A 12911-nucleotide genomic window follows, 5' to 3' on the forward strand; every position below is an offset into this window, starting at 1 on the left:
CGGGGGGGGCCCCCCACCCCCCATTCCGCGGTGTGTCGGGGGGGTTGCCCCACCGCCCGAGGCTCAGATAGTCGTGATCTCGTCCCAGACGGTGTCGATGATGCCGCGCAGGCGGTCCACCGAGCCGCTGTTGTCGATCACATGGTCGGCGTGTGCCAGTCGCTGCTCCCGCGAGGCCTGCGCCGCGATACGCGCCCGCGCGTCGGCCTCGTCCATGCCGCGGGCGTCGACCAGTCGCGCGATCTGCACCTCGGACGGCACGTCCACGACCAGCACGGCATCGCAGCTCGCGGCGGCGCCCATCTCGATCAGCAGCGGATTGTCATGCACGACGACCGCATCGGGGCCCGCCTCACGTTCCACGGTCGCGGCTCGATCCCGGATGGCCGGATGCGTGATCGCTTCCAGGTCCTTTCGGGCGGCGTCGTCGGCGAACACGATCGCTCCCAGGGCAGGACGATTCAACTCCCCCGCTGCCGTGAGCACGTCGTCCCCGAAACGCTGGGCGATGGCGTCGAGAGCGGGCTGCCCCGGCTCAACGACCTCACGGGCGAGCAGATCATAGTCGACGATCACCGCACCATGCTCGCGCAGCAGGGCGCTCACCGTGCTCTTGCCGGATCCGATGCCTCCCGTGAGGCCGACCCGGATCACCCGGTGCCTGCCGCGCCGCGGGTAGTGACGTGGACGTGGTCGTAGTGGTCGGCCGTACCGCCGCCGCGACTGCTCATGGGGCGCCAGCCTTCTCCCGAACGGCCCACCGACCAGATCTTCTGCTCGTAGATGAGGTAGTCGATACCGAGCTGGGAGGCGTTGGCCTGCAAGTACTCGGCGATGCGCCACCCAGCCTCACCAGAGATCATGATGTCGAGCGCGTGGCCCGTGGCATGCTCGCCGCGACCGGCGACGCCCCCGTAGGTCGAGACCTCCGGGAACGCGGCGCATACGGCGCGGTGGACGGCGATGGTGTCGGGTTGCAGTCCGCTCTCGACGCTGGAGCCTGTCGGACATTCACCCGTCGCCAGGCCCATGGCCTCGGCGGCCTCCTCGGGCTCGGGCTCCGGTTCCGGCTCGGGGGCCGGTTCTGTCTCCGAGAGGAGGTCCACGCGCACCCACCGGGCGAGGCCATGATGGATGACCTGACGGAACCCGTTCTCCTCGGTCGCCCCTACGGCGACCTTGGTGCCCTTGTCGAGAGCGGCGAGCACGGGTGCCTCGCCGGAGGCCGAGGAGCGCACCTCGGCCTCCTCCACCACGAACATCTCGCCGGCGGTGGCCTCCTGCGCAGCCGCGGCATCGGGCAACGGAGCCCGCGCAGCGCTCCGGCTCACCGGTGGGGCGTCGCGGGTGGCGAGCGACTCACCGATGACATCGGAGCGCATGCTCATGGCCTCGGGGGCCGGCACGGGATGCTCGGCGACGGCGGTGAGGGTGGCGATGGCAGCCGCCGCGATGGCGGTCACCCCTACCGCTGGGAGAGCTGCGGTCTTCGTCAGGCCCACGCGCCGCGAAGCGCGGCGGGACTTGCGATGTCCTGCAGACGGCACAGAAAGATCCTCGTTCGGTCGACGACAACGCGATCCACCATACGGGGAGCATGGTGAGCACCCAAGTCCCGTGTCCACATCACGACGCAGAAGGCCCCGGACGAGTAGCTCGTCCGGGGCCCTCTGTGCAGCGTGTCAGCGAAGGATCACTCGCCGCCGGTCAGCTTCTCACGCAGTGCCTGCAGCGCCTCGTCCGAGGCGAGTGCGCCACCGGTCTCGGCGGGTGCCTCCGAGGAGTAACCGCCGCCGCCACCACCGCTGGTGCTGCCGCCGCTGGACGACGGAGCGGCCTCGCTGGCCTCGACGCCGGCCTTCTCGGCTTCGACGATCTGCTTCTTGTGGGCTTCCCAGCGCTCGTGCGCCTCGGCGTACTGCTTCTCCCAGGTGGCGCGGGCCTCGTCGAAGCCCTCCTGCCACTCGCCGGTCTCCGGATCGAAGCCGTCGGGGTAGATGTAGTTGCCCTGATCGTCGTAGGACGACGCCATGCCGTAGAGCGTGGGATCGAAGTCCTCGACGTCCTCGGCGACCGCGGTCTCGTTGGCCTGCTTGAGGGACAGCGAGATACGACGACGCTCCAGGTCGATGTCGATGATCTTGACCATGACCTTGTCGCCGATCTGCACGACCTGCTCGGGAATCTCCACGTGACGCTCGGCGAGCTCGGAGATGTGGACCAGGCCCTCGATGCCCTCCTCGACGCGAACGAACGCGCCGAAGGGGACGAGCTTGGTGACACGACCGGGCACGATCTGGCCGATCTGGTGCGTGCGGGCGAAGTGCTGCCAGGGATCTTCCTGGGTCGCCTTGAGCGACAGCGAGACGCGCTCGCGCTCCATGTCGACCTCGAGCACCTCGACGGTGACCTCGTCGCCGACCTGCACGACCTCGTTCGGGTGGTCGATGTGCTTCCAGGACAGCTCCGAGACGTGCACCAGGCCGTCGACGCCGCCCAGGTCCACGAAGGCACCGAAGTTGACGATCGAGCTGATGACGCCCTTGCGGACCTGGCCCTTCTTGAGCTCGGTCAGGAAGTTCTGGCGGACCGCGGACTGCGTCTCCTCCAGCCACGCGCGGCGCGACAGGACGACGTTGTTGCGGTTCTTGTCGAGCTCGATGATCTTGGCCTCGAGCTTCTGACCGATGTACGGGTCGAGGTCGCGCACGCGGCGCATCTCCACCAGCGAGGCGGGCAGGAAGCCGCGCAGACCGATGTCCATGATGAGGCCGCCCTTGACGACCTCGATGACGGTGCCCTCGACGACGCCCTCTTCGGCCTTGATCTTCTCGATGTCGCCCCAGGCGCGCTCGTACTGAGCACGCTTCTTGCTCAGGATGAGGCGGCCTTCCTTGTCCTCCTTCTGGAGAACCAGGGCCTCGACGTTGTCGCCCACGGCGACGACCTCGTTCGGGTCGATGTCGTGCTTGATCGACAGCTCACGCGAGGGGATGACGCCCTCGGTCTTGTAGCCGATGTCGAGGAGAACTTCGTCGCGGTCGACCTTGACGATCGTGCCGTCCACGATGTCGCCGTCGTTGAAGTACTTGATGGTCTTGTCGATCGCGGCGAGGAAGTCTTCTTCGCTGCCGATGTCGTTGACCGCAACCTGCGGGGCCGCAGAAGGAGTTGCGAGGCCAGAAGTCATAAGGGATGGGCTCCGATGGATGATGGATAGAGTTGTCGATGCGCTCGTCGACCCTTGGATCGCGCCCGAGGCAGCACCTCAGGACGTGAGTGGCGGTTCTGCTCTGTCTGAGACACGCACAGGTCACCAGCGCAACTACCAGGATACGTCACCCCAGTAGCAGTGCATAACCCGGGGCGGCCCTGTGGTATTCCCTCAGCGGGCCGGAACGGCGAAGGCGCCGAGGGCGCGAGCGTAGAACTCCACATCGCGTGCCGCCATCGTCTCGCGGGCGGCGTGCATCGCCAGCTGGGGCGCGCCGACATCGATGGTCAGCATCCCGGTTCGCGCGGCCGACATCGGGCCGATCGTCGAACCGCAGGGAAGGTCGGCGCGATGGATGTAGCGCTGCAGCGGGACCCCGGCCTGGTCACAGGCACGGGCGAACTCCGCGGCTCCCTCGGCATCGGTCGCGTAGCGGAGGTTCTGATTGACCTTGAGGACCGGGCCGCCGCCCATCGTGATGTGGTGCAGCGGCTCATGCCGATCGGCGTAGTTCGGGTGGGTGGCGTGGGCCATATCGCCGGAGGCGCAGATCGACGCGGCGACGGCCCGGTGGTAGTCGTCTCGCTCTCCCCCGGCAGCCAGCACAGTGCGTTCGACCGTGGTGGCGAGCAGATCGGAAGCCGCACCGCGCTCGGAGGTGCTGCCGACCTCCTCGTGGTCGAACAGCGCGAGCATGGTGCGGTACGGCCCGGCTGGGGTGCCCGCGTCGAGGAATCCGCGGAGCCCGGCGTAGCAGGTAGCCAGGTTGTCGAGCCGGGGCGCGGCGACGAACTCGTCATCGGCCCCGTAGAGCGCGCTGGGCTGCGCGTCAGCGGTCATGACCTCCCAACCGAGGACCTCCTCGGCACCGACCCCGGCACGGCCGGCGAGCCAGGGCAGGAAAGCTGAGGCATCGAGCGACCAGATGCCGTTGAGGTGCTGCTGACGATCGATATCGCTGCCGGATCGGTCGAGATGGATGGCCAGATGCGGCACCCGGAGCACGGCCTCCTCGCTGTCCACGAGAGCGGTGGATCCGTCTCGCAGTGCCAGCCGTCCGGCCACCTTCAGGTCGCGGTCGAACCAGCTCTCGAGGATCGGACCGCCGTAGGGTTCCAGCGCGACCAGGGCGATGCCCTCGAAGGTGCGATCGTGCTGCTGCTTGATCCGCAGGTTCGGGCTGTCGGTGTGGGCACCGATCACGCGGAATCCGGCGTGTGCGGGCGTGTCGGCCGCCTCGCGCCAGGCGACGAGCGAGCCGCCACGGATCACGAAGTAGTCGCCGGGCGACGTCGGCCAGACATCCTGCTCCCGCACCTGGACGAATCCGGCATCCGTCAGCTCCTCCGCCGCGGTACGCACAGCGTGGAAGGGCGTGGGCGACGCGTCGACGAAACGGCACAGACCGGCGGCGGAAGCGGTGACCATGTCGCCACCCTAGGCCACGCCCCCTTGCCCTCCGACTGGTGCATTCCCGCCCGCGAGTGGTGCCGGATGCACCACTCGGTGAGCCTGGAGACGACGACCGGCCGCCCGGCGACGGGGTCACCGGACGGCCAGTCGGGTTCGCGATCTCAGCGGAGACGGCGACGCAACGCCAGCCCGCCCAGACCGAGCAACGCCACCACGGCGGCAGCACCGGCACGCAACACGTTGGCCCGGTCCTCACCGTCCTCAGCCGACAGCGTCAGCTTGTACGCCGTCCGCGAGGTCGCTCCCTCGGGACTGCCGTAGGGCTGCAACTGCGCTGCGCGCTCGGCACCGGCCTCGATGAGCGCATACTTCTCGCCGTAGTCCATCGCCGTCGCATTGCCGACATTGATGAGCTGCGACGTGCCCTGCTCGGAGAGCTGCTGGGCACCCTCGGGCAACGCCGGAGCCTTCTGTGCGGCCTGATCGAGACCATCGGCGAGCTTGCCCGCACCCTCGTTCAGCTTCCCCGCGCCCTCGGCGAGCTTCACCGCTCCCGGCGCCAGCTCACCCGTCCCGGCGGCGAGCCGCACCGTCCCCGCGAATAGCTGAACCGTTCCGTTCGCTAGCTCGGCCGCACCCGGCGCCAGTCTGCCGAGACCTGACTGGAGCTCGACCAGTCCGGTCGCCACTTGACTCGAACCATCGGCCAGCTGGCCGGCGGCACCCGTGGCCGTCCTCGTGCCTCCGTCCACCTGCACCGCCCCAGCCGAAAGACGCGAGGTGCCATCCTTCAGCACCTTCGAATTCTCGCGGAGATCGGCTGTGCCGCCGGCGAGCCTGCCGGCACCGTCACGAAGTGTCGGCACACCGGTGTTGACCTGAGTCGCACCCTCAGCCAACTTTTGCGCACCTTCGTAGAGGGCCCCGGAGCCTGCGGAAGCCTGGTCGAGACCTGTCTCCAGCGCCTGCAGGCCGGCGACGAGCTGTGCCGCCCCGCCACGAAGCGTGTCTTCCTCGCCAGCGGCACCAAGTCCAGACACCGCAGCCTGTAGGCCGCCCGACACCTGCTGCAAGGTCGGGATCATCGTCGTGGTCAAGCCGCCCGATCCCTGCTCCAGACCAACGGCAAGCTGGTCGACAGCACCCTCGAATTGGGTACGCGCAGTGGCGTCTTGAATGAGCGGCGCATACCCCTTCAGACCGAGGACTCCTGCACGGATCTGCCCCAAGGACGTATTGAGCTGTCCGAGGCCCCCGGCGACACCCGATACCCCGGCCTGTGCCTGCGGTAGCGACCCTGCCAGTTGGTCGAGGCCGCCGGACAGTTGTCCCGCGCCCTGCACGAGCAGCGGCGCATTCTCAGCGGCGTTCTTAAGGCCCTCATCGAGTGTGCCGGCTCCCTTCGCCAGGTTCGTCGCTCCGCTGGCGACCTGTGCGGAGCCTCCCGCAAGCTGGACGAGTCCGGCGCTCAGCTGCTGCGCTCCGTCATCAAGCTCTCCGGCACCCGTCACCAGACGTGTGGCACCGCTGTCGAGATCACCGCTCCCTGTCTTCAGCTGTGCTGTCCCGGCAGCGAGTTGACGCAGTCCGTCGAATAGCGCCGAGTTGCCTTCACTCACCTGAGCGGAGCCATCACGCAATCGCACCGCACCGCTATTCGCCTTCTGAGCACCGTCGCTCAGCTGTTGCGCACCGGAATTGGCGCGCCCCGCTCCCGCGTTGAGTTGCTGGGCTCCGGAGTTGAGCTCACCGGCTCCGCCGCTGAGCTTGTTCGCGCCGGCGGACAGCTCCCCTGTTCCCGAACGCAGCTGACCCGCACCGTCATCGAGCTGCAGGATCCCCGCGACGAGCTCCTCGGCTCCGTCGCGGATCTTCAGCAGATTCTGGTCGATCTTCGCCGCACCCTCGGTGAGGTCCACACCGGATTCCGCACCTCCCTTGTAGCTGGCTGCCCCTCCGGAGAAGGACGGGCTCTCCAACGGGTTGACGGGCAGCACGGACATGTTCGCCTCGGGGATGATCCCGTCGGTGATCTCCGCGGTGTAGCCGAAGGTCGTGCGGTCCGATCCGATCGGCGGGAACAGCGTCATCGTGAACGACAGCAAGGTGCCGCCCTTGCCGTCACCGGCCGCATTGGCCTGCTCGCTCTGCACATCGGTGAAGTTCGACGGCAGTACGGTCGACATCGACCCCACGAGCGGAACGACCACCGCCATCATGCGGGTCTGCTCATTACCCTCGCCGTCGGTGTACGTCACCTCCTGCTGCTCACCGGTCATGTTCCGCACCGAGTAGATGACCTCGAGGGTGCCGTCCTTGCCGACGACATCACCCGGCTTCACCTTCTCGCCGTCGAGGCGATACTCCGCGCGGACATCGACCGGCAGATCACCGTCGTAGTCCGCGACGCTGCGATACGCCTTCTCTCCCTTGACCGAGGTGGAGATGCGCTGCTTGCCGTCACGCACCGAAGGGCCGCCGAAACCGTTGAGATTCCGCAGACTGTCCGTCGACACCGGATTCTCGATATCGACAGTCCCGTCTCCGGTCACCACCAGCTGGTCGTAGATCCGCTGGCTTGACACGCGACCGGTGGCCGACAGCTTCGCGTCGACCGTCTCGGTGTTGGTGATCGAGACGTCGCCTTTCACACCCGTCGCGGCGGCCGATGCCACCATGGGGGCCTGCGTCGCCAGAACCAGGCATCCGCTCACCGCCGCCAATGTCACGACGGCGGCCTTGCGCTGTCTCCTCATCAGACCAGCTCCCTCTCGGGTGCCGCCGCGTGACGGCTGCGCTGCGGACGGTCGATGCACAAGGCGGTGACCACCAGTCCCACCACGACCGCCAGCACAAGGCTCGTCATCGTGGAGACCGACTCGGTCGCGAACAACGGCGGATTGTCGGCGAAGACGTGCTCATAGGCACCGGCGAAACCGGCTCCACCCAACAGCACGGCCCAGAGCGGCAACCTGCCGCCGGCGACGATGGAGACCACCGTCAAGGCGAGCACCGCGACACCGATGACCAGAGCGCGGCCGATGGCCGTATCCGGCAGTATCGCGACCCGCACCGCGTACCCGATCCAGGCAACAGCGAGGCCGACGGCGAATGCGGCAGTGCGGGCTCCAAGCCCGTGGTCGGGGACCAGCGCTACAACGGCGCCGAGGCCTATCCCGAGGATGGCGACGAAAGTGATGCCGAGGTCCAGTCCCTCGCCCAACATCACGAAGACCGCCGCTGCTACCGCCAAGAGGGCACCAGCGACCCATTCTCCCTTATTCATATTGTGATTCCGGATCCGCGAATGAGGGGGCGATCCGGATCTCCCTTCTACTCGACGTGAATCAGATCACATCGGACAGGGTTTGGGAATCGCCCGGACGCTCCTACAGCGGCACTTCACCGAAATGCAATACGACGGGCACAGAACGGAGCGATCGCTCAGTGTCCGGCCTCGTGCCAGCTGCGACCGTGGCCGACCGACACGTCCAACGGCACCGACAGACTGGCAGCCGAGGCCATCTGCTCGCGTACGAGACTCTCGACGCGCTCCTCCTCGCCCCGAGCGACGTCCAGCACCAGTTCGTCGTGCACCTGGAGCAGCATCCGCGATCGCAGTCCGGCATCGGTCAAGGCCGCCTCGACACCGAGCATCGCCACCTTGATGATGTCCGCGGCGGAACCCTGGATCGGCGCGTTCAAGGCCATGCGCTCCGCCATCTCCCGGCGTTGCCGGTTGTCACTCTGCAAGTCCGGCAGATAGCGGCGCCGGCCCATGATCGTCTCGGTGAAGCCGGTCTGCCGTGCCTCGTCGACGATGCCGGCGAGGTAGTCGCGCACGCCGCCGAAGGTCTGGAAGTAGTCGTCCATCAAGAGCTGCGCCTCACCCGGCGTGATACCCAGCTGCTGGCCCAGGCCGTAGGAGGAGAGACCGTAGGCGAGCCCGTAGTTCATCGCCTTGATGCGTGCTCGCAGCCCCCCGTCGATATCACCGGGATCGCGGTCGAAGACCTTGGCGGCCATGACCGTGTGGAAGTCATGTCCGGACTTGAAAGCCTCGATCAGATCAGCATCCTCGGACAGATGCGCCATGATCCGCATCTCGATCTGGCTGTAGTCGGCGGTCAGGAGAGACTCGTAGCCTTCTCCCACGACGAAGGCCTCTCGGATCCGGCGCCCCGACTCGGTACGGATCGGGATGTTCTGCAGATTCGGGTCGGCCGAGCTGAGGCGTCCCGTCGCCGCGATGGTCTGATAGTAGGTGGTGTGGATACGGCCATCGGGTTGCACCGTCTTCTGCAGTCCCTCGACGGTCTGTCGCAGCCGGGTGACATCTCGATGGGCGAGCAGGTGCTCGAGGAAGGGATGCTCGGTCTTGGCGTAGAGAGACTGCAGCGCATCGGCGTCGGTGGTGTAGCCCGTCTTGGTGCGCTTGGTCTTGGGCATCCCGAGCTCGTCGAAGAGCACGACCTGCAGCTGCTTGGGCGACCCGAGATTGACCTCGCGCCCGATGACCGCATACGCGTCCTGCGCCGCGGCGACCATGCGATCGGTGAACTCCGCGTGCAGGGCATCGAGATGCGCACCGTCGATCGCGATACCGCGCGACTCCATCCGGCGCAGCACCTCGATCAGCGGAAGCTCGACATTGTCGAACAGCTCGAGAGCACCGTGCTGCTCCACCTGCGGACGCAGCTCCGCCCAGAGGTCCAGTGCGGCCCGTGCCCGCTGAGCGGCGGCGTCCGCGCCCGCAGTGTCATCGTCGAAGGCGAGCTGACCCGAGTCATCACTCGCACTGATCTCCCGGTGCAGGTACCGGACCGACAGATCGGCCAGATCGTAGGAACGCTGATCCGGTCGCACCAGATACGCCGCCAGCGCGGTATCGGCCCGCAATCCGGCCGTCTCCCAGCCCTGTGCGAGCAGCGCGTGGAACTGCCCCTTGGCATCGTGCATGACCAGACCACGATCCGCGTCGGCCAGCCATCCGGCCAGAGCGGCATCGTCGTCCGGGGTGAGCCGATCGATCGAGACCCACAGGGAGTGGCCATCGCCGGTGGCCACCGCCACGGTGTCCGCTCGCGCACCGCTGGGGCGCAGGATGCCGCCGACGTCGACGCCGAGCTCGGTCCCGGGGCCGGCGTGCTCGGCGAGCCAGGCCCCGACCTCGCCGGGACCGGGAAGGGTCAGCTGGAGGTCGAGCGTCGTACCTGAGGCGGACTCGTCGCCGCCGCCGAGGTAGTCGAACAACCGCTCACGCAGGGCCGAGAACTCCAGCGCATCGAAGACACGGTGGATGGCGTCGCGATTCCACTCATTGGTGAAGCCCAGCTCCGCCGGCGCTGCGGACAGCTCCAGATCGCGGACCAGGGCGTTGAGCCGCCGGTTGCGTACGACATCGTCGAGATGGTCACGTAACGACTGCCCCGCCTTGCCGCCGATGGAATCGACATCGGCGATGATGCCGTCGAGCCCGTCGTGGGCGGTGATCCATTTGGCCGCGGTCTTGGGGCCTACCCCGGGGACGCCGGGAAGGTTGTCGCTCGTCTCCCCCACCAGCGCGGCGAGATCGGGGTACCGGCCCGGCGGCACGCCGTACTTCTCCTCGACCGACGCCGGGGTCATCCGAGACAGGTCCGACACCCCGCGCTTGGGATAGAGCACCGTGGTTCGGGAGGTCACGAGCTGCAGGGCATCGCGATCACCCGTGCAGATCAGCACCTCCATCCCGGCATCCTCGGCCTCGCGCGACAGCGTGGCGATGATGTCGTCGGCCTCGAAGCCGGGCTTCTCCAGATAGGTGATGCTCAGCGCGTCGAGCACCTCCTTGATGAGCTCGACCTGCCCCTTGAACTCCTGTGGCGATGCCGACCGATTGGCCTTGTACTCGGCGTACTCCTCGGTACGGAACGACGCGCGGGAGACGTCGAAGGCGACGGCCACATGTGTCGGCTGCTCATCACGCAGCACATTGATGAGCATCGAGGTGAAGCCGAACACCGCATTGGTGCTCTGCCCCGTGGTGGTCGAGAAGTTCTCCACCGGCAGCGCGAAGAAGGCGCGGTAGGCGACAGAATGGCCGTCGATCAGTAGCAGTCGGTCCACATCGAACACCCTAGTGGTCGGGGCCGACAGCACAGCCTGAGGTCAGTTGAGCGCGGCCTCCTGGCGGCGCCGCAACGTGCGACGGACCGCCAACAACCGGCCGTTGCCGCGGGCATGCGCGATCCCGCCATCGAGGCGAGCACGCAGTCGGCTCGTCTGCACACCGCGCAGCACCGCCAGCTGGTTGAAGCCCACCTTCGTGAAGTAGCGGTTGGTCTCACGTGCCTGCGCCGGCACACTCGCCACGACGATCTCGCACCCGTGCTCCTCCGCGTGCGCGGCCATCGCCGACAACAACAGGCGGGCGACCGATCGCCGCCGGTACTCCGGGCGGACGTGGACATCGGTGACGATCAGCATGCCCGCGCGACTGATCGGCGACACGGTGGCGAGATCGCCGGCGACGACGCCCACGACGCGATCATCGTCCAGTGCCACGATCATCCGACGGGCGCGGTGGTCGAAGTTATAGGCCATCGCCTCCGCGGCCTCGCTCGCGTCCGGGCGGCGCCACAGCATCTGCTGCGTGAACGCCTCAGGGCCATCGCCCTGCCCGGCTTCGGCGCAGACCGTCCAGAGCTCGACCAAGCCCGGCGCGTCATCGAGCGTCGCATCCCGCAACGTCACTACCGCACGGCTTCCCATCGACTCGCTGACCTCCGCCCTGGCTCCCCGAACAAGGCCTTAGCGTACGCCCCGATCCCCGGCCGGGACAGTCCTGTCACCCCAGAGCAAGCGGACGTGCATGTCCGAACAAAGAAATCGAACTGTTACCGCTGTCCACTGCACACTCACCCCGAATCCACCTATGCTCATGCGGAACGCGGACAGCCCGCTGTCCGTAACTGACGAGCAGGAGAACTGTGTGCAACGACGTCTGACGTCTGTGCTCGCGCTGCTAGGGGGGATGCTCTTCCTTGCCACCGGCGCCGCGAGCGGATCTGCGTTATCAACGCTTCCCAGCGAATCGGAGGGACAGAACACCATCACCGTCCGCGTGGTCGACTCACGCGACGAAGCCGACAACGACCCCGTCGCGGATGTCGACGTCGAGGTCGCCAAGGACGACGGGAGCTTCGAGGAGACCGGCACCACCGACGCCGATGGACAAGCGGTCGTGGAGATCCCGGCCAACGGCAAGTACACGGTCGAACTCGATGAGGACACACTCCCCTCGGGCGCGGAGCTCGAGGACGGCCGCTCGACGCTGGAGGTGCAGATCCTCACCAGCGGCAACCGTGCCGTCCAGTTCAATATCGGCGACGAAGCGAAGAGCGGACCCGGCCTGGGCAAGCAGCTGGTCAACGGACTCACCTCGGGGGTGAAGTTCGGTGCCATCATCGGCCTCGCCGCACTCGGGCTGTCGCTCATCTTCGGCACCACGGGCCTGACCAACTTTGCGCACGGTGAGCTCATCACCCTCGGCGCGGTGTTCACGCTCTTCCTCAACCGTGGTCTGGGCCTTCCCGTGGTGGTCGCGGGATTCGGCGCCGTGCTTCTCGCGGGGCTCTTCGGCTGGGGACAGGATCGTGCTCTCTGGAGACCGCTGCGCAATCGCGGTACCGGGCTCGTCGCGATGATGATCGTGAGCATCGGCTTCGCGATCCTGTTGCGCTATCTGTTCCAGTACGTCATCGGCGGGCGCACGCAGCCGCTGACCCAATACGTCACCCAGTCGCGCATCTCCCTCGGACCGGTCTCCATGACCCCGAAGGAGATCTTCATCGTGATCGTCTCCTTCACCGTCATCGCACTCACCTGCCTCGTGCTCATGAAGACCCGGCTCGGCAAGGCGACCCGGGCCGTGTCGGACAATCCGGCACTCGCGGCCTCCTCGGGCATGCGCGTCGACGGAGTCGTCACCACCGTCTGGATCCTCGGCACCGGACTCACCGGCCTCGCCGGCGTCATGCTCGCCCTGGATCAACAGGTCATGTTCCGGATGGGCTTCAATTTGCTCCTGCTCGTCTTCGCCGCGGTCTGCCTCGGCGGGCTCGGCACCATCTGGGGAGCACTGCTCGGCAGCCTCATCATCGGCATCCTCGTCGAGGTGTCGCCGGTGCTGGGCATGCCAGCAGAGCTCAAACCGGTGGGCGCGCTCATCGCGCTCATTCTCATCTTGCTGCTGAGACCGCAAGGCATCCTCGGCCGCACCGAGCGGATCGGATAAGGGGAC

9 protein-coding genes are annotated in these 12911 nt (G+C 67.2%); 1 reads left to right on the forward strand and 8 read right to left on the reverse strand.

What is annotated here, in order from left to right:
- Window positions 1-63: 63 nt before the first annotated feature.
- The 8 genes from coaE to FNM00_RS06390 all read right to left on the reverse strand — a co-directional run bounded on the left by coaE (window position 64) and on the right by FNM00_RS06390 (window position 11362).
- Window positions 64-654, reverse strand: coding sequence for a dephospho-CoA kinase (gene coaE / locus FNM00_RS06355; RefSeq protein WP_143912523.1), 591 nt, complete (start codon window positions 652-654; stop codon window positions 64-66).
- On the reverse strand, window positions 651-1547 hold the full coding sequence (locus FNM00_RS06360; protein ID WP_143912525.1) for a VldE C-terminal domain-containing protein: 897 nt from the start codon (window positions 1545-1547) through the stop codon (window positions 651-653). Before FNM00_RS06360 ends, coaE begins: the two co-directional genes overlap by 4 nt.
- Before the next feature lie 146 nt (window positions 1548-1693).
- Window positions 1694-3250, reverse strand: a complete 1557-nt coding sequence (gene rpsA, locus FNM00_RS06365) for a 30S ribosomal protein S1 (protein WP_374190841.1) — start codon at window positions 3248-3250, stop codon at window positions 1694-1696.
- A gap of 135 nt (window positions 3251-3385) precedes the next feature.
- On the reverse strand, window positions 3386-4642 hold the full coding sequence (locus tag FNM00_RS06370) for a M18 family aminopeptidase (RefSeq protein WP_143912528.1): 1257 nt from the start codon (window positions 4640-4642) through the stop codon (window positions 3386-3388).
- 146 nt (window positions 4643-4788) lie between these two features.
- Complete coding sequence (locus FNM00_RS06375) at window positions 4789-7383, reverse strand: hypothetical protein (RefSeq protein WP_143912530.1); 2595 nt, start codon at window positions 7381-7383, stop codon at window positions 4789-4791.
- Window positions 7383-7913, reverse strand: coding sequence for a hypothetical protein (locus tag FNM00_RS06380; RefSeq protein WP_143912532.1), 531 nt, complete (start codon window positions 7911-7913; stop codon window positions 7383-7385). Before FNM00_RS06380 ends, FNM00_RS06375 begins: the two co-directional genes overlap by 1 nt.
- 158 nt (window positions 7914-8071) lie before the next feature.
- On the reverse strand, window positions 8072-10744 hold the full coding sequence (gene polA, locus FNM00_RS06385; RefSeq protein ID WP_143912533.1) for a DNA polymerase I: 2673 nt from the start codon (window positions 10742-10744) through the stop codon (window positions 8072-8074).
- A gap of 33 nt (window positions 10745-10777) precedes the next feature.
- A complete protein-coding gene (locus FNM00_RS06390) occupies window positions 10778-11362 on the reverse strand; it encodes a GNAT family N-acetyltransferase (protein WP_185973013.1) in 585 nt (194 codons plus the stop codon).
- Window positions 11363-11600: 238 nt separating this feature from the next.
- Here FNM00_RS06390 and FNM00_RS06395 point away from each other — a divergent pair, with 238 nt between their 5' ends.
- Window positions 11601-12905, forward strand: a complete 1305-nt coding sequence (locus tag FNM00_RS06395; RefSeq protein ID WP_221933616.1) for a branched-chain amino acid ABC transporter permease — start codon at window positions 11601-11603, stop codon at window positions 12903-12905.
- Window positions 12906-12911: the final 6 nt, after the last annotated feature.

The organism is Aeromicrobium piscarium (assembly GCF_007421815.1).
GTDB classification, from domain to species: Bacteria; Actinomycetota; Actinomycetes; order Propionibacteriales; family Nocardioidaceae; genus Aeromicrobium; species Aeromicrobium piscarium.

What these genes read in the sequence shown, in the direction of transcription:
- FNM00_RS06370 (WP_143912528.1), bottom strand. Translation starts at nt 4,642, where the DNA reads ATGGTCACCGCTTCCGCCGCCGGTCTGTGCCGTTTCGTCGACGCGTCG.
- FNM00_RS06375 (WP_143912530.1), bottom strand. Translation starts at nt 7,383, where the DNA reads ATGAGGAGACAGCGCAAGGCCGCCGTCGTGACATTGGCGGCGGTGAGC.
- FNM00_RS06380 (WP_143912532.1), bottom strand. Translation starts at nt 7,913, where the DNA reads ATGAATAAGGGAGAATGGGTCGCTGGTGCCCTCTTGGCGGTAGCAGCG.